Genomic DNA, 22,824 nt, shown 5'->3' with positions numbered 1-22,824 from the left:
TATAGAATCAGGTGACAACCATGAGCGTAACCATAACCATTCAAGACTTAATCAAAAAATACGGCGACACAACCGTCATTCCCGAGCTGTCCCTGGAGATTAAAAAGGGTGAATTCTTCACCCTTCTCGGGCCTTCCGGGTGCGGCAAGACGACACTGCTGCGCATGATCGCCGGCTTCAACAGCATTGAAGGCGGAACCATTCATTTTAACGAGCGCGTCATTAACCAGGTGGAACCGGGCAAGCGGAATATCGGGATGGTCTTTCAGAGCTATGCGATCTTCCCTCACTTAACCGTCAAAGGAAACATCGCGTTCGGACTGGAGAATCGAAAATTATCCAAAGCGGAGATTAACGCCAAGGTGGATGAGATCTTAAAGGTCGTTCAGATTGAGCCCTATAAAGATCGTATGCCGAAGAATCTGTCCGGCGGCCAGCAGCAGCGCGTTGCGCTAGCCAGAGCGATCGTCATCCGCCCGGATGTCCTGCTGATGGATGAGCCTCTATCCAACCTGGATGCCAAGCTTCGGGTCGACATGCGTAATGCCATTAAAGACATTCAACGAGAAGTCGGGATTACCACCGTCTACGTTACGCACGATCAGGAGGAAGCCATGGCGGTATCCGACCGCATCGCTGTCATGAAATCCGGCGTGATTCAGCATCTCGGAACACCACAGGAGATTTACCAGCGTCCTGCAAACGTATTCGTAGCAACCTTTATCGGCCGTACCAACATTCTTGGCGGTACTTTAACCAAATTGGCAGACAGCCATGTCCTGCACTTCGGCTCCGGCTATATGGAAGAGCTGTCTAACATCGAGGTTCCGAAATCCGATGCCAAGGCTGAAACGCTTAACGTTCAAATCTCGGTTCGGCCGGAAGAGTTCATTCTAACCGAGGACCAAACCGGCATGAAAGCAACGATTGTGCACAGCGTATTTCTGGGGCAGAACACCCATTATTTTGTGGACTTGTCGTCCGGTCAACGCATGGAGATCACGCAGGAATCGAAAACGTCACAGATCCTCGAGCCTGGCCAAGTCATCTATCTCAAAGTGAAAAAAGAGAAGATCAATGTCTATGATGCGGCAGGCGAACTGAACTATACTAGGGGCGCTCGGCTATGAGAGAGACGCGCAAACGATTTGACGTCTGGACCAACATTTCGTTACTGATCTTTGTATTCTACATTCTTTTTCTCGCTCTGCCTTTGTTTACGATGCTGTTCAAGAGTGTGTACAACGGTACGACAGGCGATTTTTCCCTCGCCTATTTCACGAAGTTTTTCAGTAAGCCCTATTATTTAAACGCGCTGTTCAACAGCGTGAAAGTTACCGTCAGCGTTACCTTGCTTGCCGCCATTATCGCAACGCCGCTGGCCTACATCATGGCAACGGTGAAGATTAAAGGCAGTTCGGCCATTCGGGTCATGATTCTGATCTCCTCGATGTCGGCTCCTTTCATTGGCGCTTACTCCTGGATCCTGCTGCTGGGCAGAAGCGGCGTCATTACGAAATTCGTTAGCAGCACATTCGGCATTACGATGCCGGATATCTACGGATTTACGGGGATCTTGGTGGTCTTAACCTTGCAGATGGTTCCTCTGATCTTCATGTATGTGTCCGGCGCACTGAAGAATATGGATCAATCGTTGATGGAAGCAGCAGAGAGCATGGGTTATACAGGCTTAGGCAAAATGCGCAAAGTGCTCCTTCCGCTCATTACGCCAACCCTGCTGGCAGGCGGCCTGCTCGTCTTCATGCGTGCGCTTGCCGATTTTGGTACGCCGATGCTGATCGGTGAGGGATACAAGACCGTGCCTGTACTGATCTTTAACGAGTTCATCAGTGAGGTCGGGGGCGACGACGGCTTTGCGGCAGCGATCAGTGTCATCGTCGTTCTGTTCGCCACCACGATATTTCTACTGCAAAAATTCGTAGCCAATCGCAAATCCTTTACGATGAGTGCACTGCATCCGATCGAAGCCAAGAAGAAGAAGGGGATCGGCAACATTGCGGCTCATGCCGTTATCTATCTGTATACGTTAATCGCACTGCTGCCGCAGCTCTATGTCATCTATACTTCGTTCCTGAAATCCAACGGCAGAATCTTTGTAAAAGGATTTTCGCTCCAAAGCTATCAAGAGGCTTTCAGTAATATTGGCGGCGTCATTCTGAACACGTTCTTTCTGGCCATCGTCTCGCTGGTCGCCATCATTCTGTTAGCGATACTGATTGCTTACGTAACCGTTCGCAGGAAGAATGCACTGACGAACACATTGGACATTTTCACAATGTTCCCGTATATCGTTCCCGGTTCCATACTCGGGATTGCTCTATTGATCACGTTCAACAATAAGCCGCTGGCGCTAAGTGGAACAGCCGTCATCATGATCATTTCGTTTGTCATCCGGCGGCTGCCTTATACGATTCGATCCAGTGCGGCCATTCTGCATCAGATTAACGATGGGATCGAGGAAGCGGCGATCAGTCTGGGCGCTTCCCAGATGAAGACGTTCTTCAAGATCACGCTTCCGATGATGCTGGCAGGCGTCGTCTCCGGCGCGATCTTAAGCTGGATTACCATCATCACCGAACTAAGCACCTCGATCATTCTTTATACAGGCAAGACCAAGACCGTAACGGTTGCCATCTACACCGAGGTCATCCGCGGAAACTACGGCGTGGCGGCAGCGCTGTCAACCATTCTTACCGTCATTACGGTCGTGTCGCTGCTCGTCTTCCTGAAGCTCTCCGGACAAAAGGAAGTTTCCATGTAATGTGAAGAGAAGAATTCATAACGAAAGACTACATCCAAGTCGGCACCTGCATCATGAAGGTCCGGCTTGGATGTATTTGGATTATCTGCGGTTACCGCGAGTCAGTATAATAGGATCGAGGGCCTTATCGCAGATGGAGGGCAGCATGAAACCAACACATTATCGTAATTTCAAGGAATCAACCCGTCATTTATTTCGCATCTATACGATGATCCCGTTCTCCATCTTAATCGTATTGTTTTTGGCGTTCACGATTATTAATGGCAGAATGAACCTAACCCAAAAAACGACCGAAGCCGCCCAGTCCATCAGTCAGTCCATTTCCGGCGTGTATCAGCAGTACGACGAGGAGATTCACCGGATGGCCGTTTCTCCTACCGTGATCAATTATGTAAGCTCGCATCTGGGCAGCGAACAGGTGTACTCTGCCTTCTATGATTTCAACAACCGGCAGAAGGTAAAGAGTATTTTTCATATCGTCAATACGGACGGGGTCTTTCTGGCAAGCTCCGCCCCGGCGGATGCACTGTATTCCAATTTTGCCTTCGGCAATCTCATTCATCGGATCGATCAGCGGCCCGGCGACACGCTTACCGAAATGAACAGTTTTCGTTATTCGCATGACCGCGATACGAGCTACACGTTTGGCAAAGCCATCGTGAAGGACAAACGGACGATAGGCTATATCATCTATCAGCTGTATGAATCCGACATTCAGAAGATGATTTTCGAACAAAATAATGAGATTGCCATGATCACGGATGAACATAACACCATTATTGCCACGACCAGCAATGTGACCAAAGGGGTTCTCAACAAATTCAGCCCCAAGCTCGATAACAGGGGACATGTTCTGCTGAACGAAGGCAAGTATTATATGTATGCCAAACGAATCCCTGACACACCGATTCAAGTCATTACGCTGAACTCCTATAAATCGGAGCAATACACCTATTATACGGTGTCTTTCTTTGTCCTTGCGGCCAGCCTGCTGCTGTGGGTGTTGATCCAGTTCCTGGCGAACAAAATGTCGACGCGCAATTCCGAATCCATCGATAAATTAATTCATGCCTTGGCACAGCTGCGCGAAGGTAACTTCAATGGCTATGTCGATATTCAGACAAATGACGAGTTTCAAATTCTGGGCGATGAGTACAATGTGATGCTGGATCGGTTGAAAGAATTGATCGAGAAAAATAAAGAGCTGTCGGAGCTTCGCACCATTATTGAGGTGAAGCAGCTGCAATCGCAGTTCCATCCGCATTTTATTTTTAATGTTCTGGAAACCCTGCGCTATGCCATTAAGATCGATGCCAATCAGGCCCAGGACATCGTGCTGATTCTATCCCGCTTGTTAAGGTACAGCATCGGACATGATCGCAATGTTCAACTGAAGAATGACATGAATTATGTACGGGATTATCTAAAGCTGCAGCAAATTCGGTTCAATGATCGGCTGGAATACCGGATTGCCGTAGCGGAGGAAACGCTGGATGTATACGTCCCCAAGCTTCTGCTGCAGCCGATTATCGAAAACGCTATCAAATATGGCTATGAGAATCAAAGTGATGTGCTGATTGAGATTAACATCTACACCTCCAACGGCAAGCTCATTCTGGAGGTTCGCGACAACGGGCAAGGCATGAGTAAAGAGAAACTGCAGGAAGTGAATCAGATTTTGCAAAGCCAGACGAACACGACGCAGCATATCGGGCTGTATAACGTTCACCGTCGTTTAGTTCTTCTATATGGTGAAGAATCCGGCATCCACATTGACAGCGCGCAAGGAAAAGGCACCTGCGTGGCACTAACAATTCCTTACGAATGGAGTGGATATCATGTTTAAAGTACTGCTGGTCGAAGATGAGGATATGATTCGCAGGGGCATCCGGTTCAGCATCGATTGGGTTCAATACGATTGCATCGTCATTGAGGAAGGGTTGAATGGTCAGGATGGTTACGAGAAGATCTGCGAGCTCAAGCCGGATATCGTCATAACCGACATCACCATGCCGATCATGGATGGCATCTCGATGATTCGGGAAGGCCTCAAGCAGCATACCTTCAGCAGCATTATTATCTCCGGTTATAATGAATTCCACCTTGCGCAGCAGGCGCTCCAGTTAGGCGTGAGCGAGTTTCTGGTAAAGCCCTTAGAGGACGAGCAGCTGGTCGCGGCACTCGAATCGGCCAAAGCTAAAGTGGATTTAATCCGCAAATATGAAGTGATCTCGAATCATCCGCAGGAAAAGGAGGAGATTCTTAACAGCAAGTTTCTGGAGAAGGAAACCAAAACCTCGAAATACGTGGCCAAAATGATCGCCTATGTACAGGAGAATTATGCCAAGAAGATCAGCATTCATGATCTCGTGGAGGAGATCGGATTAAGCGCCTATTACCTGAACCAGAAATTCAAGGCAGAGACCAGCTATACGTTTAATGAGTTTCTTAACCGTTATCGCATCCAGAAATCGATCGAATTACTGAAGTCAGGCGATAACAAAGTTTATACCATCGCGCAGGATATCGGATTTAGCGATTACAAGTATTTTATAAGCATCTTCAAGAAGTACGCCCACGTCACGCCGAGCCAGTATCAGGAATATTTCGAGGAGAAGAATGGATAGAACGGGTAATCTAGATACGAGAGGTGCTCGATCGTACTTATATTTGCACACACCCCTGCAAGACATGAGCAGGGGTGTGGAATCTTTATCTATGATTGCTATCGTTCATACAAACGGTACATGGATAGTTCATCACTCATCGCTACAGCTTGGGCAAAGGCTTCCTTTACGTCCCTGCCCTGCTGAACGATCTCATAGAACAGCCGCAGAACAAACATCAGCGCATCGTTGCCGTCCGGATAGTCATCCGGCCCGATATACATCTTGCAGCCCCGCTCCAGGAAAGCTTCGGCCAGTGCTGGATCCCCCAGCGAGCAGCCGTTCGCGATTACCGTCTTCCCGTCCAGCTTCGCATAGCGCCGAACCTCATCTGCCCCGAAGTCGCCCTTCGGCTCCTCCTCCTCGTATACCTCTTCGCCGAGCTCCGGCATAATCAAGCTGCCTTCATCCCCGTGAAAATTCAACAGGATCATATCGGTGCCTTCATATAGATCAACGCCTGACAAGACGGAGATCAGATCATTCGGCGTCCCGATCCAGTATGTAAAGACGCGCACCCCGAAATACTCCAGAGCCGCCCTTACCGCTTGGCTCTCCATGTCGCAATCCGGTCCGACGACCAGAGCGACCTGCATAACAGGCTTACTCACTTCTGTATCAACTCCTGACAATGATAATTATATGGATTTGGAATTGGAGCCCATTCTATTATTGCCGACCGCATTTCCTTTTTCAACCAGTCATCACACTTTTCTCAGTATCATCCACCATTGCTTATCATACGATTCGACTTCAACCTCTTCCAATCCTAGATTCGCTTCGCTAATCCAGCTTCTAGCCAGTTGGATATAGTTGCTGTGGAATTCAGAGGAATACCCCATTTCATCATATCCAGAATAAGTAATGTTATCGAATATCATGTATCCCCCTCTTTTTAACTGCTTACGGCTTGTGTCAATGATTTGGATAAACGCATGATATGCTGCATCCTTCAATATGCCTTTTCGGTGATAATCCATAACAGTTTGTAACATTTGAGGTTCGATTGTCCACCAATCTTGATTTACTGTATCAATGCCCTCACGATCCGCGATAATGGTCTGGATGATATCGTTAATAGCGTGGTGATAAGCGACAACGTCAAAAGAGGACTCCGGATAATATAAACCGACATTGGCTGCATCGTCCTCAACAACCCGTATACTGACGTCCATCCCTTTCGTTTTCTCCTGAAAGTTTCGTGTCAGATCCCTGTTGAGATTGGCAGTCACATAGGTGCCCATGTTGTTGGAATAAGCATCTAAAGCCTTTGGAATGTAAACAACATCACCAGCACCAACCTCCAAAAGACTTAACGCACGGGGCATATTCAGCTCCATGAAAAGATTCTGCCAAGAAGCCGAATAATACAATTGAAGATATTCGAATACCCTCTGCTTGGATATACCTATCGGTACGGCTAATATGTCTTTCAGTTTGTTTTCCATTTGGACCGCGTTCATCTGTTCTAATTCAGAAATCATGTCCTGTGAAAAGTCACGTTTCAGAATATCGTTAAACACGCCTGCACTCATTCTCTCTGCTAGCGTCTGCATATCCATTAGCGTATCCCTCTCTTCGTATAGTTTCTAGAGTATATTCGAATTCATGGTGTTTTTTCCTCATTATATTATTGAAGAAACTTTCCATTGCATGATGATGGCTGGCGGCTATTTGATAACGCAAAATGCGCCCAGCTGGTATTATCGAGCTGGGCGCAAAGGGGAAACAATATGAAGCTTTTCATATCAGGATAAGCGTCTTCCCTAGTTCCGATCATAAGTCCGGTAAATTTCCCGATTTTGTCCCGACCCGAAATGGCGTCGAAATACCTTCATAATTGAACATCATGCTCATTCCCATAGATGCGTGCATCAGATTGTGGCAATGCATCATCCATAAACCCGGGTTATCCGCCTTAACGTACACCTCGTAAGTATCACCTTCTTGCGTTAATAATGTATCAAGATATACGGGACTTCCGCTCAAAGCCTGGCCGTTATGGCTTAGCACCTGAAATATGTGCCCATGCAAATGAAAAGGGTGGTCACCTCCGCCAGCATTCGTAATCGTCATTTTTACACGTTGGCCTTCCTTGACCACCAGAGGTGGTATTTCATGAAAACTTTTTCCGTTAATGGAGTTGATGAACAGATTCTGATCGAGCTTTAAGGTATAGGACTGATCGTAGGTTAATTTGTCTACAGGAGCATTCGGATCTGGTTCTCCATAGTCGGTCCATCTGAATAAGCTGTGATCCGAACGGACCTCCGGTTCGCTACCGGTCCCGAGTGTCACCTTCAAACCTGATTCACTCGTGACGACAACTTTACCTTGCTGCGGCATCTCAAAGAGAAGATCATAACGCTGGCCCGCTCCCATTAGAAATTTATAATGCTCCAGCATCCCCGGTTCGTGGAGGTCATGGCCATCCATCGCAATTATTCGGTAAGTGGCCCCGTCGACGCGAATCGTTTCCGTTTCGTTCGCAGCATTGATCATCCTCAGTCTAACTTTCTTTCCGGGAGCCGCCTCGATATGCGTTCCCTTTGTTGAACCGTTCATGAGATAAGTTCCATTTAACTGTTGGATAAGTATCGTTTCCTCCTGATCGTATTCGAACCGATCCTGCTGAGGATCGACAATGAAATTCCCCAGCAAGCCTTTTTCAACCTGGATGGAGCTAGCCTGATGAGAGTGATACCAATACGTTCCGGGAGAGTCTGCTATAAATTCGTACGTATACTGCTCTCCGGGCTTTACGGCATCCTGCGTCACACCGGCTACTCCATCCTGCGAACAAGGAAGAACAATCCCGTGCCAATGGATGGTAACCCCTTCTTGAATGTCCTTGTTGTCTAACACAACACGGACTCTTTCACCTTCGGCAACTCGAATTTCTGGTCCTGGCGTGAGGCCGTTGAATGTCCAAACCTTCTCGATATCACCATTATCTAATTTTTTCTCGCTCTGTGAGGCCGTGAGCCGAAACTCGCGTACGGGCGCGTCGCTCTCCCCCTCTGTAATTGCTTCGCATGACCGTGTCGCCAGTGAAGCCTGGTGGGTTGCTGCAGAGGCGGTTCCATGCTGATGGCCCGCCATCCCTTCCATGTGATGCATTTCGCCCATATTTACTTCATATGGTTTTTGCATGCGAATTTGCCAAAAGTACGTGCCAACCAACGCACCCAGCAAAATCGCCACTCCCAACCCCGCTATACCGACCTTCCCTTTCCAAGTTAGCCTCCGCATAAGCTTTCACTCCTTTTTATGATTGATCAATCAATTACTTATTTATAAAAATGTTCATCGTTTTTTCTGCAGTTCGCGAATCGTTGCGGCAATTCCATCCGCCGGCTTCGTAGCCGGAATTGGGCCGATAAAACGCTTATATTTATCCCCGCTTAGGCGCAGCGGCTCCTTCGTTAAGTAAAGCATTTCGACAATCTCCTTCATGACGGGGACGAATAGACCGAGCAGCGACAATCCAGCCTTGCCAAGAGCAATAACTGGCTTCTTCATACCGGAGGCTTGCTGGGCGATGCGGACAATCTCATGACCGGAAATAATATCCGCCCCGGGAATATTCCAATTTTGACCATATGCCTGATCCTGTCTCGCAAGCTCTACAATCATAACTGCCGCATCAGGCAAGTACACATATTCGCGAGGAACCTTCATGTTTCCGATGAAAAATGCCATTTTGCCTGCGGCGATCGCTTCGAGTGTCCCTCCAAGATAGGATGCTTGATTTGCAGTCGGTCCGTAATAGTCCGGCAAACGAACAATCATGGCAGACACATTCTTCCATCTGCTGCTAAAGATCATCTGCTCAAAAGCAAGGCGCACTTTACCCTTTTTGGTATGAGGTTTTTTTGGATGCTCCTCGGTTACCCGATCCATCTGTCTTCTTCCATAAGGGTAAATTCCGTCTATTGCGACAACCTTCAAGCTTAATCGATTGGCAGCCTCCATGATGGCTTCGCCGAGCGGAATCAATTTACTCTCCATTTCGTGGTATGGGACGTTCGCACAATGGAACAATACCTCCGCTTCTTTTGCCGCAGTTACAATGTCATCCGGCCGGTATGCATCCCCGATTGCTAATGTAAGATGTGAAGGATTGCCGAGTTCTCTTGCAAGCTCCTCCAGCTTTTGCCGCGACCGTCCAAATGCAATCACAGGCAACCCCCTTTTTACCAACTCAGCCGTAATAACAGCACCAGTACCACCCGTTGCACCCACTACAATTGCTTTTTTCATGTTCATCAACACTCCTCTTATTTGTGATTGATCAATCACTAACTTATGATCACACTATAGCAAGTTGTGATTGATTAGTCAATAACCAAATTTCAAATTTATGGCATCGTATTTCTCAAAGCTAATTATTCGGGCATATCCAACAGCGAGGAAATATTGCACAGCATCCCTCTGCCAAGAAACATCGGCAAATGGCCGAACAATTGGCCTGGACGACCGTTAAATAGTCTTACACATTCAAGCTAGCGGTTCCATTTATTCGGAAGGTCCTCTTTCCCCACTTGAAATGGGATACAGCTATTTGAATAAGGTTTTACAGTTCTATGGGATATCAACCGAGGCGATTACCCAACCGTCCGCTTCGACCGGAACCGAGTCATTACCAGCCGGAGCACGGGCTGAGTGGAAGCCAATGGAGTCTCCTTTGCATCAGTACAATCAATGAGTCATATAAAACATGACGTGATCTGATAAAATTCAACAACTTCAATTAAGTGTAATATAACAATGGTATAAAGACTGTCTCAATTTTGTTTCAAGCTCATAGGAAGGTAGTCATAACGAAAAAACCGAGCGAATACAGGGAGCTGCCCTGAGTTTTCGCTCGGCTAAGATTGTGCCTATGATGTTATCAGTTATGATTCAAATGCAGTTCTTTCCGGGAATTTGCCCCCCTCCCGAACCAAACAAACCACCAATCTTTGAGCCGCTCTATCGAAATAAAATTTACTTGGAATACTTGGGTCAGGTAAAGACTCTAACTCAGCAAACTTCCTAGTAGTCTTATTCAATTCAATTTTTCCCATAACATCTTCGTTTGGACCAAATCTGTAAACAACAATATCATCATCTTCGTGTTCTTTTAATAGCAATACATACGAAGCCATTTCACTCCTCCTCAGGTGGATACCAGGGACGACCCGAATCAACTGTTCTATCGTGTGCAGTCCTATAGTCTGTTTTAAAAATACCTTCAAATTTCGATTCAAAAAGTTCGATCGTCCCAATGGTCATGTTATAGGCCATATCCTTAGCGGTGTCAAGCGGGTCTTCTACCAAGGATGTCGCCGTATCCTTCACCGAATTTGCCACGGACTTCGCACCGGTCTGCAGTCCCTGCCAGAAGTCCCCCGCATGGTCCCAGAACGTTTTGGGCTCATTAGCGCCACTCGCTGCAGCTGCCGATCTTCATGCATATCGGCTGAAATAAACCGAAAGGCAATGGCTTTCAATTCCTGGCCGATGATCCTGAGATGCTCAATCGTTTTATTCTCCAGAGTCCTTCATATCAATGGCATGAGAGTATGCAATCTGGAAGAATCGTGCCTTTTGGTTCAGAAGCCCCACAGCGCTATGCTTCTTGTATCGTGCTAACCTCCGTTTCAGCAGTATCGTGTGTATCTCAAGAAATATAGAACTCAAAAAACGCACCTCCTAGAGAGATGCGTATTTCACTTGCAGTCCTATGCTACAACCTGCGTAAAGGTGCTATGGGATCCTATACCTTTTACGCCTTTACTATGCGTGCTCAGAATCCGGACCGCATCAAATCGCTTAACACAAAAGCCAGATGTTTTTCGGCCAAACGCATATGGCGGTAAAAGGTGGCTCTGCTCATATGGAAGGATGCTGCGAGCTGGCTTTTGTTCCGGTCCTTGCGCAAATAACTTGCGATGAGAATTTCCTTCTCCAACAGCGTCAAAGGTTCCATCGGACGTCCGTCGGCCAGAATCCCTTGAATGATGTTCCTCACCTGCATCCCGTCCCAACCCAATTGCCGAACGACAGGGAGTTCCTCCAGCTTGTCGGGATCGAACAGCCGTTCCAGCATTTGCTTCATTACGTTTCGATCAATGGCCGGGGGATACTCATCCTCCCGCTGATGTGCCGGTTGTCCTGCTGCTGTCTCCGTTTGCCGGATGATCCGCTGAATCCACTGATCGAAGCTCGTTTGCCTAAAATCCAGCTCCCATGTCGTCAATTCGATGCCCGCATATCCCGTCGCTTTCCCGCACGCTTTGAATCCCAGAATCGACAATAAGGAATTCAACTGTGGATCCCCCGCCGCCAAAATCCCCCGCAAACCGCCGGTCATGTGGACCAGCCATTGCTGCATCAGCATGGCCCCCAGCTCCTCGGGACGATACAAGGATTGTTCGGAGTTTACCGCGGATAACAGCACAAATATCGTATCGGCTGCCTCCGGTGGCAGCCGATGCAGCGAAGATACTTCCTCCTCCAGCATCCCCCTGCACCCAGGCGCATATCGTTCCAACAATGGCAAGCTCAAGGCATGCAGCCATACGCCTGCGCAGAACGCCAGCGGTATCCCTTTTTCGTCCCGCACGATAAAGATTCCTTCAGGAAAATGAGCTGCAATCTCCTCCAGCAAAACCGGGTAATCGGCAGAGTCGACCAGTTCGGACTGCCAGTCGGAACCCCGAATAGACGCCTTCAAAAAGCGCTGCAAATACGGGAGATCTTCCTGCTCGAACGGCTTATGCTCGCCGGGTTTCAGGCTTGACGAGAAATTGGCGTACGCATGCGCCGAGGGCAGAAACTCACGGTACAGCTCCAAGATGTGGGCGCTCAGGTGCATCTGCATCCGTTGGTCGACCGAGTGGAATCGTTCCGCCAGCAGGACGAACACCTGATGGCGAACCGATTCAAATTGTTCGGGGTTTCTGCGCGTAAAGTCATCCCGTAACATTCGAGCAACGACCTGGTGCAGCGTTATCCCATCCACCGTATCCCGTACGAACGAAAGTGCCCTCAGATGGTAATAGTCCGCCCCTTCCAAAGGTGTATCCAACAACCGGTTCAGCATGTTCTCGTCGGCAACAGGCAGAAGCGACAAAACCGTCAGCGCACGGTACACGCCAGGAGACGCCGCTTCCCGCAAAAATTCGGCGCTCAATACAGCCGGAACCTCTCGCCATACATCCCACTGCTCTACAGACTCGGAAAGCAGCATATCCACGGTCAAGGCAAGCGACAACGGATGGCCTTCCGTCTTCTCGGCAATAGCCCTTTGCCATTCCGCAGACAAGCCGCTGTCGCCTAAATAATCGTAGACCTCTTCTCGAGTAAACAACCGCAAAGAGAACCTTTTCATTCGGGACTTCCATTCCGGATTCGTCTGCCATTTGAGCGGCAGTCCATTGCGCGAGGCACATACGATCAGCACGTGGGCGGACTTCAACTCAGGAAGAAATCTGGAGAACAGCCACCCTTCCAGCTTTTCGATCTCCTCACCATTGTCTATGAACAAAACGGTTCGCTGCAGCTGAAGCTCGTTAACGATGTATGGCAGCAGCGCGGATTCCGGAGCCCTGGTTCTGCCGTATTCAGTTGCAAGACTCATCTCCAGACTCGCCAGAAAAGCGCCCGACGTCGTTAAACCTCCTTGCCCGTCCAGCCAAAGAGAACGCACCGAGGACTGCCTTGCCGTGCGGGCCATTTGCAGCAGCAGCGTTGTTTTGCCAATGCCGCCAATTCCTGATATTGAAAAAATGGATGTCTGCGCCCGGGAATCCGTCAGCCAATCCGTGAAACTCATCATTTCCCGATCCAAGCCGATAATGCGATGTTTTGCAATCTTCTCCATTCGTTACATCCTCACTCCATCCGCTTCTCGCCCGTTGAATCTTTCAACTAATAAACCTGCTATTTTTTTATACTATACTATGTTTCGAGTCTACGAATAGGCTCCATTACGGAATAAACGCAAAAAAACGCGCACATTCTCGGTTGGAATGTGCGCGCCATCTATTCAGTTGCAATCAGTTCATGAAATTCAAGTAGAGCAGCATTCGGTTTAAGAGAACCGTGCTTTGTGCGCGCGTGGCAAACGCCTGCGGTGCGAACGCAGCCTTCCCGACGCCTTCGATCATGCCGGCGGCCAACAGGTCGGCAGTCGCTCCCTTGGCCCAATCGGATACCTGGGCATAGTCCGAGAAGCTTTCCAAAGTCGAAGCGTCCTTTGGCGGAAGCTCGCCGGCATATCGTGCTGCTCTGGCCAGCATAACCGCCATCTGCTCTCTCGTGATCCTAGCGTCCGGTCGGAACGAACCGTCGGCGTAGCCTTCAATCAAGCCAGCCGCGGATGCGGCTCCTATCGCACCGGCATACCAAATTCCGTTCGGCCCAACGTCCGAATAGGAAGAAAGCTGCGGTTTCTCGGTGAGTCCGAGCGCACGTACGAGCATCGCAACGAACTCGGCGCGGGTCACCGTACGGTTAGGATCAAACATGCCGTCAGCCGATCCGTTCACGATCAGCTTGTTCGCCATCCGTTCGATGTTACTTTGCGCCCAATGTCCCTGGATATCCTCGAAAGTTCGGTTGGAGCGAACCGCAGTGTACACACCGTTATATGGGCTATAAAAAGTCGCTGTCTCCCCTTCAAAAATGGAAGGGACGAAGCGCGGCTGTCCTGCGTCATCCACCCACACGACGGTGGAACGATCGGATCCTGCCGCATCATTAATCAAGAATGTCCGCTTGAGGTAAGTGTCTTCCCCTTCGATTCTTACATCGCCGTTGCTGTATAGCTCAAAGCTCATCGGCTCCGCCAGCATGTCATAGCCTTGACGAGTCAATACCTCATCCAGCTTGCGCCTTGCGGAATCCGCCATTTTCGCAATAACGACCGTTACGGTCGCTCGGTTCTTGAGGTCACTTAGCACGTACAGCGGAACGCTGTAGCTTGCCCCGTTCACCCCAATCCGAATGGCTGCACTCGGCTTCGCCGAAAGGAGAACCTGCAGCGCTTCAGCCGGGAGATCGACCTTCACCACCGGATCCTCATTGTCAATGTCAATGACGATATCTTCCCCGCCAACGACCCATGACCGAACCAGATCGGAGTCCGCTATCAGTCTCAGAACGGTGCGCCCGTCATGCTCCTGCTCTTTTTTGGCGGTTACCCGAACTTGTTTGCCGTTGATCGTTACGACCATTCTTGGGTCCGGTACAGGGGATGGGGCAGAAACCGGAACCCAGCTATAGGATGGGGGTACCGGTTCTGGGGTATAGGCAGCTCTCAAATCGATGCGCCCTGCGTCAACTGTCCCCCCAGCTAAGACATTTACGGTTGTCGTATAATCGTTATACGCCGCTGCTGTCACCGTGAGTGCATGGCTGCCTGCCGCTACGTTATTCACAGTAAATCTCCCCTCGGCGTCGGTCATATCCTTGATTCCGCCCACCGATACCGCCGCACCGACCAGAGGCGTATTCCCTGTACCGTAGACTGCACCGATCACCGTCCCCGTGTCCACTGGAGCCGACTGGACCGTCACTGCTGCGGTGGCCGTGAACCCTCCGTCGACGGTCGTCACCGTAACGACCGCCGTACCTTCTGCAATCGGCGTCACCTCACCGTTCTGATCCACCTGAGCGACGGCCGGATCGCTGGAGTTCCAGGTTACCGTCTGATTCGACGCATTCAAAGGCATAAGGACGGCTGTCAGCTTCTGTGAAGCACCTCCTGCCGCAAGGGTCAATGCCGTCTGATCCAGCGTCACTCCCGTCACGCGGACTTGGTCTCGAATATGTGCGGCTTCCACCTGTACGCTGCTCCATGCCTGAATGCGCTTCTGTACATCCAGTTCAAACACCTGGAGATATTGACCCGGGATTGGATCCACAATGTCCGCTCCGAGCGAGTACAAGACCGCTTCGCCAGGCAGCGCATCACCCACCAGAGGACGCATCCCCGCATCCTTCTCGAGCAGATAAGCGAATGTATGCCCAGGATCGCCTGGAACTGCCGTCGCGCTCGTCGAACCGTTCGCTCTGCCTGGACTAATAGTAAGCCTGTCGATGTCCTGTGCCGGTTCATCCACGTACAGAGTCAATACCGCGCTGACGGTGTTCCGGCCCGCATCGGTCGCCGAGACCGTTACCGGGAACGCGCCGCTCACCGTAGCGATGCCTTCGATTCTGCCAGAGGCAGTCATCGATAGGCCACTGGGAAGTCCGGAGGCGCTCCATGACATGCCCCCACTTGCGCCGTCGAAAGCATCTATCACCATCGAATAAGGAGCGTCCTTGGCCGCCCGCGGCAGATCGATTGTCAAAATATCCGGGCGCAGAAACGGATAGCCCCCATTGACGCCAGTGTGGACGGCCCACATATTCGCAAAATCCCAGCCGCCATAATTGGAGGCCGTCTTCATCTCGTTGGTGGTTAGGCCTGTGAGTTGAGGTGAGCCTATGATATCCCCAACGCCCACGCCAGCGGTTTGGGCCGATGTCGTGTTATCGTAATATGAGGCGTCAATGGATGAATGCGTCACGATTCCGATAAAACCGCCCACCGTGTAATAGGTGACGCTTCCGGATTTCATGATTGCAGTTGTAGAATAACTATTGGCTATTGTTCCGTATATCATTTGTCCGGCCAATCCGCCCCCATGGAAATATTGACCTCTCTCCGTATTCGTGACCCTTCCGGTGGTATACGAATCATTGATGCTGCCCAATCCCTGTGAACCGACCAGCCCGCCGGCATACTGATTGGGGGCATCGCCGCTTTTGACGGCAGCGGATGAAGATGAGCGAAGAATGGTCGAATCGCCATTGGCTGCCCCGGCCAACCCGCCTGCTACGCTCACGGAAACCGTGTTGCCACTCGTAACGGTGCCCTGCGAATGCGAGTTGAGAATGCTGCCGCCTATCAGGTGTCCCACCAATCCGCCGGCATAACTGCCGCCGTTGACTTGTGCGGAAATGCTTAGATTACGGATGGCCCCCGATACGCGGCCGAAGAAGCCGACATACTGTAGAGCTCCTCCATCGATGGTGAGACCTTCGATCCGGTGTCCCCTTCCGTCGAAAATACCGCTGAAGACGGTCGTTTCATCGGCTATGGGTACCCAATCGTATCCGGTCATATCGATGTCGCCGGTCAATCGGATATTCCGATCCAGGTAAGACGCTTGATTCCGATTGATATAAGCCAGTTCTTCTGCGGTCCCGACCCACACCCAACCGTCCGTTTCGGCCGGAACCGAGTCGTTTCCAGCCCGGAGCACGGGCTGAGCGGAAGCCAAGGGAGCAAGCACCATCGAAATAATGAGCGTTACTGCCAGCACGATGGACATTTTTTTCATAAACAGGTTTCTCCTTTGCATCAGTACAGTCATCGATGAGTCATAGAAACACGACGTGATCTGATATAATTCAACATCTTCAATTAAGTGTAATATAACAATGGAATAAAGACTGTCTCAATTTTGTTTCAAGTTGATAGGAAAGCAGTCATAAAGAAAAAACCGAGCGAATGCAGGGAGCGGCCCTGAGTTTTCGCTCGGCTAAGATTGTGCCTATGATGTTATTTACCGTAATGACTGCAGTCCCATCCGGATTGCAGTCTTCCTCCCTTTTCGTGATGTGGGAAGGGAACCAGTCCATAACTTCTTAGTCAATCTCCTCCCCCACCACCATCTCCAGAACCTCCATCATAGCCACCGTCACTACTGTAGTCGTATGAGCTCCCTCCGTCTGCTCCACCGTCACCATTACTGCTATTTCTTCCGGAAGATGTTCCATCAGATATTCCTTTCCAAGAATGAATAAAGACATAATCGATAGCGGTATCCACATCTTTATCGAACAGAGAAGAAGCCTCTGAGAAAATAAAATTCGGATTTTCTTTGCTTACCTTTTTCATAAAACGTTCTCCTACACCAAGCAATAGCGCATCCTCTCTCATTTTTTCAAGCCGATTACGGTCATATTCACCCCTGCCTTCGCCATGTCCGCCTCTTGCCAGCTTCCGTCGATACCGCTTTATAGCGCTTAGGTAAGCTGCCGAACGCTGATCTAATGCTCCTCGGGGTAAAAAACCAACAAGTAAAAATGAAAGAATTACGAAGTTCAAGTATTCGTCGACCAGCGGATCATACAAAATTGGAGCTGCAACGAAAAAGCAAACGACCAAAAAGATGATGATGTATCTTTTGAGGCGCCAGCGAAAAGAAGCCAATATGAGTCCGCCGCCCAAAATAATGGCCAATACTCCTACCCATCCCCAAGGTGTTACGTCTGCAATGTACAGATAGATGAGCAAAACCAGATGTATGAGAGCTAGAGCAGGTATGATGACTTTTCTCGCCGCGTATTCCTTGTACATGATCCCTTTGCTATTCTCAGTCTCCACAAGCTCCTGCCAGCGGCTGAGTCCCCTTTTAAGACTTCTCATCCGCTTTATGTATTTACCCATAGTCGCTTTATTCCTGCGCTCTGTTTTCGTAGGGCCAGAAATTCTCTCCAGGTTCAGGACAGTCGTACCGTGAGACAGCCAACCAAGCAAATAACGGTCTGGTTTTTTCAGGGCTGTACGATTACCCTTGAATGTAAACTCTGGAAGCCTCTTCGGCGCTCTCGAATCTTCCTGGAATCGCATATCTGATGGCACTAATGAAACACTCACCATGCCTTTACGGCGCAGCGAAAATACACCGGCCAGCCCATCTGCAAGTCGGAGCTTTCCCTTCCGGAAAAGGTAAATCAGATCGATTGGATCCATCGCTGCGAGATCTTCGAAGCTGATCCGCCTACCACACCACCAGGATGAGATCCTACGCAGCGAAAGGGAATAATAGACGATACCCGCTATGGCTACATAGGTCAGCCAGTGGCTGATATATTGACCCGCTTTCAGTAAATGTTCACGCTTTTCGAATCTCTGCTGAAGCTTCTGTTCATATAACAGTCGTTCCGAGAGTGAGGCTGAGGGCTCTTCTGTTTCCCTCTCCGTCAGCACCTCTGGGGGGAAATACAACTTCAGCCTCGCACTATCCCCTTCGGGTAATAGCGGATTTTCGTATCTAATCCAACGATTGTTTATTTCCGTCAAGCTGCCTCTTGAGCGATCGTAGGCATATCCGGATAAATTCTCTTTTGCAGGCTGTTCTGTATAAACCCTGACGGTTACGTTGTGATGATCAAACCTGTTATCTTTGAGTACGGTCCAATCCAGCTCTCCACGATCGTCATATTTCACAGCTTCTCGATCAAGCCTATAGCGATAATAGATCTGCCTCGTTTCATCTTTAGCTTGTAATTCGATGTAATAAGAACCTGATTTAGTTCTTAAATAGACCGGATAACGCTCCAAATTAACATAACCAAGATTACCGAGCTCTCGGTCATTCGGTGGTACATAAGCTTCAAAAAATTCAATATTCGCTCCCCCGAAATTGTCCATATATCTAGGAATTCTTTCATACTCTCCTTGTACTGTGTATGTGAATAGCTCTTCCACATATAAGTCCCCGTCCGCCATTACCTTGGCCACAACGTCCACTTGATCAATAGTTAACTCATTGTCGTTGCCACACCCGCCTAAGATAACAACCAAAACAATACTAACTGCCAAAAATAACACATGTTCAATCTTTATTTTCACAGTAAACCTCCTGTTTTCCAGTTAGCTTTACTAGAGGCGCCTTATGTTTTTTGTTGCTAGACTCCACAACTTCTGGTCGCAAAAAGTCATTATAACATTTTTCCTCGTCAGCCTGTACACTTTGCCAGCTTCCTTTCCTTCTCTTAATATTAGGTACGCAAAAAAAGACCCACTCCTCCTCATTTTCAAGCTGGAATAAGCCTTCATATTGGTTGTTTTTTACGATCTTTTTGTTAAGTTTGCTAAACTTCTTATTGCTGTTCTACCACATAGACTTTACTAACTGTATTATCCTCATTAAAAACGTAAGTTCTATCGCAATTAGTACATCTCCATACTTCATTCTTAGGAACAGGTATTAACACTGGATCTATATAATCTATCATGTTTAATGTCGTTCCATTCTCTATCTGTATAGACATGCACAGAGGATACTTACTACCAATTTCCTCTTTCAAAATCATCATCATCTAGTTCTTTAACATATACCGATATCCACAATACCGTTTGTTCGACAGGGTCTGTTTCAATAAACACCCCCTTGGGGCTAACATAAACTTCTTCAAAATCATCGTATTCAAAACTTGGCTCTATTTGGAGCACCTCATCAATATGCATCCCGATATGTATCTTATCAAATAATAATCCGTTGTATCCTTTCGACGCGGTTATCTTAAAGAGCTTTCCGTTTAATAAATTGAACCATAAATCTACGGAATCTTTAATCTCATATCTTACAAATAATTTCACTAACAACGATGACTTTTCATCGAGCTTATCAATTAAATCGTAGAAATGACTTACATGACTATAAAGTTTAACTCCTCCAAGCCCAACCCATGGTATAATTGGTGAATTATTATCTATCAATTTATTCCCTCCCTGTAAAGATAATAGTTGCAGTTTCTGCACCGTCCGTTTTATACACTTCTCATGCTGTTTCTCTATTGTTTATCACGGCGTAGCGCTACCTGTTCAATGCTTACCCATCCTTCATCATCTAGTTCTAATTCATATTCCCATGGAGCATGTCTTAAGGCATATGAAACTTCTTTACTTAATTTTTGTAATATCCACTACTCACACTCCAGGCTTATTAAATCTTCGCTAAAATATCGGGATGACTTTTTCTTACCGTCCACTTCAATAAAGTACATTTCTTTTTCAGTCTGATTATGCCAGTTGATTTCGGAAATAGTTCCAATAACCTCCGGTTTTTTTCTAAGTCTTACAGTGACACCAAAATTAAATTTTGGCGTTGGAACTTTTTTGAACAGCTGAGGTTTGACCAAGTAACTGTGGCCGATATATTGCAACTCAATAAATTCGTCTCGTTCTCCAACACACCGAAATATTTTTCCATAAGGTTTTAATCTACGAAATTCATCCCTATGGCGTTCTTCAATTAATTCCTCTCCATCTTCCTCAAACCATGGATAAATGCCCCATGTACCTGGCAACAGAAACACCCCATCTTCCCTAGTTTCATAGTAAATGATGATTTCTTCACCATAAGCTTTCGATTTAGTGATCCATTCTTTGATTTTTGGTATGCAAACAAGACTCATTCTAACCTGCAGTGGATAAGAGAATATAGATTATATAGAAAAAAACCTTGTTGAGTGATAAGCACCCGATCAAGGTTTTAAGTCTGAATATTCACAAGCTTTTCGCAAATTCAACACCTACAATTAAATGTAATACAACAATGAAACAAGGCTGTCTCAATCTGTTTCAAGTTCAAGAAAGTCTATCATAATGAAAAAAACGATCGATCCAGGAGCGGCTCTGAATTTTCACTTGGCTAAAATGTTAACCTGTGTTGTCATCCATTTTACGACGATTGCCAATCGATCAGATTAACAATAAAGATGCGTAATCATTCCTGCAAACTTGTAAAAGGCTCATTCCTAACTCATACTTAGATTAGAATAAGCCTTGAAAACTTTCACGTATTTCTCTCAAGTGTGTAGTGAACGATCATTCCCAAACCTGCAAACCAACCTTATATTGAGATTACAAATTAATCTTATTCATAAAATTAGTTAATAACTCACTATACTCAATCTGATCTTCTTCACTAGACCAATCTAAATTTGAAACATTGTTATTAATCTTCTGTAGAAGAAGCTTAAGCTGAGACAAATCTTTAAAGTTATCTAAATCGACAGCACTAAGTAACTCCAGCAATTGACCATCATAAAACACCCCAGCAATCGGATCCTCCGATAAAATTTCCATTGCCCTTTTTATGCCAAGTTCAATAAATACATTCTGAGATAACATCCTTGAAACATCTTCCAAATCAATCTCGTCCGCTGTTTTATTAATTAGACTATCGTACCATTTATCCAATGCATACTCGGGTTCATCATTCTGATTGTCTGTATTCAATGAATAAATCTCTTTAATGGTTTGACTCATTTATTTCAATCCTCCAAATGGTTCAAATAAATCCTCAATTTTTTTCAGGTTTAGGTTTGCTTTGTTTAAAGCATCTTGCAGTGTTTTTCTAGTAGAGTCTGATAAAGTTGGGTTTTGTAAAGAACCTTCTAGCCCACGTTTTATTTTGCTAAGACCTTTATAAGAATCTTGCATTTCCTGAAGATGGTTCCAATACCCTCCGTCTTTTTTGGGAACTGGATTCCCTTGCAAATCTCTTAAGGTTCCCGAAAAGTCCATTTCTGTAAGATGCTTATCAACTATGTTATCTAATGTTTCAAGGTTTCTCTTTTGGGCCCTTGATAGCTCTTCTATAATAGGAGCCTTCGGCGTCCCCTCAACCTTTCCCCCATCCCCACCCGAATCATGCTTCAAGTGTGGGTGAGTCTTCACGCCAAACCGGCGTGTGGTCAAGCCGGCCAGGATCATGGCAGCCTGCTGCCCCATGTAATTGGACGCTCCGCCCGAATCCTCAACGTCTTCGACGAATTTCTCCCGGGTATCGGCATCAAAGATCATTTTGCCTCCCCAGACCACCGTTTCGGCAGCCTCCTCGATCGTCCCAATGGTCATGTTATAGGCCATATCCTTAGCGGTGTCAAGCGGGTCTTCTACCAAGGATGTCGCCGTATCCTTCACCGAATTTGCCACGGACTTCGCACCGGTCTGCAGTCCCTGCCAGAAGTCCCCCGCATGGTCCCAGAACGTTTTGGGCTCATTAGCAGCGCTCGCTGCAGCTGCCGCGATCATGAGATCTTCATGCATATCGGCAGAAATAAACCGGAAGGCAATGGCTTTCAATTCTTGGCCGATGATCCTGAGATGCTCAATCGTTTTATTCATTTCCCCATGGGCGTGCTGAAAATCTTCGAAAAACCGCGAACGGGTCGTTCCTTCCCACGAAGACATCATATAGGTAATCTGCTGGTCCAGCCGATTCTTGGTCGTTTCCAGTTCTTCCGCTGCCCTGGCGGCTTCCTCCGATACCCGAATCAGCACCTCGGGCGGAACGAGTATTCTAGGCATTTGCATCCTCTCCAACGTTTCATTGGACCTTATTGTATCCTCCTTCTAGGATATGGAAAAGGTTCCAGAGTCCTTCATATCAATAGCATGGGAGTACGCAATCTGGAAGAATCGTGCCTTTCATTTTCTAAAATGGTACTGAAGCCCCAATATGCCTCTATTGTCTCTAGTATGGTGACAGCCTTGGCAGGCAATTATACTGCATCTCCAATAAAAACAGCCATAAA

At 47.7% G+C, this 22,824-nt stretch carries 17 protein-coding genes and 2 pseudogenes; 5 read left to right on the top strand and 14 right to left on the bottom strand.

What is annotated here, in order from left to right:
* Window positions 1-20 precede the first annotated feature (20 nt).
* The 4 genes from MKX98_RS05930 (at window position 21) to MKX98_RS05915 (ending at window position 5,409) form a co-directional block, all read left to right on the top strand.
* Window positions 21-1,130, top strand: a complete 1,110-nt coding sequence (locus tag MKX98_RS05930; RefSeq protein ID WP_220686415.1) for an ABC transporter ATP-binding protein — start codon at window positions 21-23, stop codon at window positions 1,128-1,130.
* Window positions 1,127-2,782, top strand: a complete 1,656-nt coding sequence (locus MKX98_RS05925) for an iron ABC transporter permease (protein WP_194541128.1) — start codon at window positions 1,127-1,129, stop codon at window positions 2,780-2,782. Before MKX98_RS05930 ends, MKX98_RS05925 begins: the two co-directional genes overlap by 4 nt.
* A 145-nt stretch (window positions 2,783-2,927) precedes the next feature.
* The gene (locus MKX98_RS05920; protein WP_194541127.1) at window positions 2,928-4,628 is read left to right on the top strand and encodes a sensor histidine kinase; all 1,701 of its coding nucleotides are present in this window, start codon (window positions 2,928-2,930) and stop codon (window positions 4,626-4,628) included.
* Window positions 4,621-5,409 carry a response regulator gene (locus MKX98_RS05915; RefSeq protein WP_071221356.1) on the top strand — a complete coding sequence of 263 codons (789 nt, stop codon included), beginning with the start codon at window positions 4,621-4,623 and terminating at the stop codon, window positions 5,407-5,409. Before MKX98_RS05920 ends, MKX98_RS05915 begins: the two co-directional genes overlap by 8 nt.
* A gap of 98 nt (window positions 5,410-5,507) precedes the next feature.
* Here the strand turns inward: MKX98_RS05915 and MKX98_RS05910 are convergent, their stop codons facing one another.
* From MKX98_RS05910 to MKX98_RS05895, 4 genes are all read right to left on the bottom strand, one after another.
* On the bottom strand, window positions 5,508-6,059 hold the full coding sequence (locus MKX98_RS05910; protein ID WP_339222017.1) for a delta-aminolevulinic acid dehydratase: 552 nt from the start codon (window positions 6,057-6,059) through the stop codon (window positions 5,508-5,510).
* 93 nt (window positions 6,060-6,152) lie between these two features.
* Window positions 6,153-7,010 carry a hypothetical protein gene (locus tag MKX98_RS05905; RefSeq protein WP_339222015.1) on the bottom strand — a complete coding sequence of 286 codons (858 nt, stop codon included), beginning with the start codon at window positions 7,008-7,010 and terminating at the stop codon, window positions 6,153-6,155.
* Window positions 7,011-7,224: 214 nt separating this feature from the next.
* Window positions 7,225-8,700 (bottom strand): multicopper oxidase family protein, encoded by a 1,476-nt coding sequence (locus MKX98_RS05900; protein WP_339222013.1) that lies wholly within the window; start codon window positions 8,698-8,700, stop codon window positions 7,225-7,227.
* A gap of 54 nt (window positions 8,701-8,754) precedes the next feature.
* Window positions 8,755-9,711 carry an SDR family NAD(P)-dependent oxidoreductase gene (locus MKX98_RS05895; protein WP_194541121.1) on the bottom strand — a complete coding sequence of 319 codons (957 nt, stop codon included), beginning with the start codon at window positions 9,709-9,711 and terminating at the stop codon, window positions 8,755-8,757.
* Between the two features lie 229 nt (window positions 9,712-9,940).
* Here MKX98_RS05895 and MKX98_RS05890 point away from each other — a divergent pair.
* A pseudogene (locus MKX98_RS05890) lies at window positions 9,941-10,048 on the top strand (FMN-dependent NADH-azoreductase); the annotation flags it as partial.
* A gap of 298 nt (window positions 10,049-10,346) precedes the next feature.
* Here MKX98_RS05890 and MKX98_RS05885 read toward each other — a convergent pair.
* The 10 genes and pseudogenes from MKX98_RS05885 to MKX98_RS05840 form a co-directional block, all read right to left on the bottom strand.
* Window positions 10,347-10,598 carry a hypothetical protein gene (locus MKX98_RS05885; RefSeq protein ID WP_071221372.1) on the bottom strand — a complete coding sequence of 84 codons (252 nt, stop codon included), beginning with the start codon at window positions 10,596-10,598 and terminating at the stop codon, window positions 10,347-10,349.
* 379 nt (window positions 10,599-10,977) lie between these two features.
* A complete protein-coding gene (locus MKX98_RS05880; RefSeq protein WP_220686422.1) occupies window positions 10,978-11,133 on the bottom strand; it encodes a hypothetical protein in 156 nt (51 codons plus the stop codon).
* Window positions 11,134-11,239: 106 nt separating this feature from the next.
* The gene (locus tag MKX98_RS05875; protein ID WP_339222009.1) at window positions 11,240-13,318 is read right to left on the bottom strand and encodes an ATP-binding protein; all 2,079 of its coding nucleotides are present in this window, start codon (window positions 13,316-13,318) and stop codon (window positions 11,240-11,242) included.
* 175 nt (window positions 13,319-13,493) lie between these two features.
* On the bottom strand, window positions 13,494-16,829 hold the full coding sequence (locus tag MKX98_RS05870) for an S-layer homology domain-containing protein (protein WP_339222007.1): 3,336 nt from the start codon (window positions 16,827-16,829) through the stop codon (window positions 13,494-13,496).
* A gap of 311 nt (window positions 16,830-17,140) precedes the next feature.
* Window positions 17,141-19,129: a DUF2207 domain-containing protein gene (locus MKX98_RS05865; RefSeq protein ID WP_339222005.1), complete on the bottom strand. Its 1,989-nt coding sequence runs from the start codon at window positions 19,127-19,129 to the stop codon at window positions 17,141-17,143.
* Between the two features lie 438 nt (window positions 19,130-19,567).
* Window positions 19,568-19,999: a hypothetical protein gene (locus tag MKX98_RS05860; RefSeq protein ID WP_339222003.1), complete on the bottom strand. Its 432-nt coding sequence runs from the start codon at window positions 19,997-19,999 to the stop codon at window positions 19,568-19,570.
* 92 nt (window positions 20,000-20,091) lie between these two features.
* A pseudogene (locus MKX98_RS05855) lies at window positions 20,092-20,202 on the bottom strand (RNA 2'-phosphotransferase); the annotation flags it as partial.
* A gap of 3 nt (window positions 20,203-20,205) precedes the next feature.
* On the bottom strand, window positions 20,206-20,697 hold the full coding sequence (locus MKX98_RS05850) for a hypothetical protein (RefSeq protein ID WP_339222001.1): 492 nt from the start codon (window positions 20,695-20,697) through the stop codon (window positions 20,206-20,208).
* Window positions 20,698-21,145: 448 nt separating this feature from the next.
* The gene (locus tag MKX98_RS05845; protein ID WP_339221999.1) at window positions 21,146-21,553 is read right to left on the bottom strand and encodes a contact-dependent growth inhibition system immunity protein; all 408 of its coding nucleotides are present in this window, start codon (window positions 21,551-21,553) and stop codon (window positions 21,146-21,148) included.
* Window positions 21,554-22,597, bottom strand: coding sequence for a WXG100 family type VII secretion target (locus tag MKX98_RS05840; protein ID WP_339221997.1), 1,044 nt, complete (start codon window positions 22,595-22,597; stop codon window positions 21,554-21,556).
* Window positions 22,598-22,824: the final 227 nt, after the last annotated feature.

Source organism: Paenibacillus sp. FSL W7-1332, from assembly GCF_037969785.1.
Classification (GTDB): domain Bacteria; phylum Bacillota; class Bacilli; order Paenibacillales; family Paenibacillaceae; genus Paenibacillus_AQ.
The sequence above is the reverse complement of the archived record's forward strand: the minus strand, read 5'-3'. Positions and strand labels throughout refer to the sequence as shown.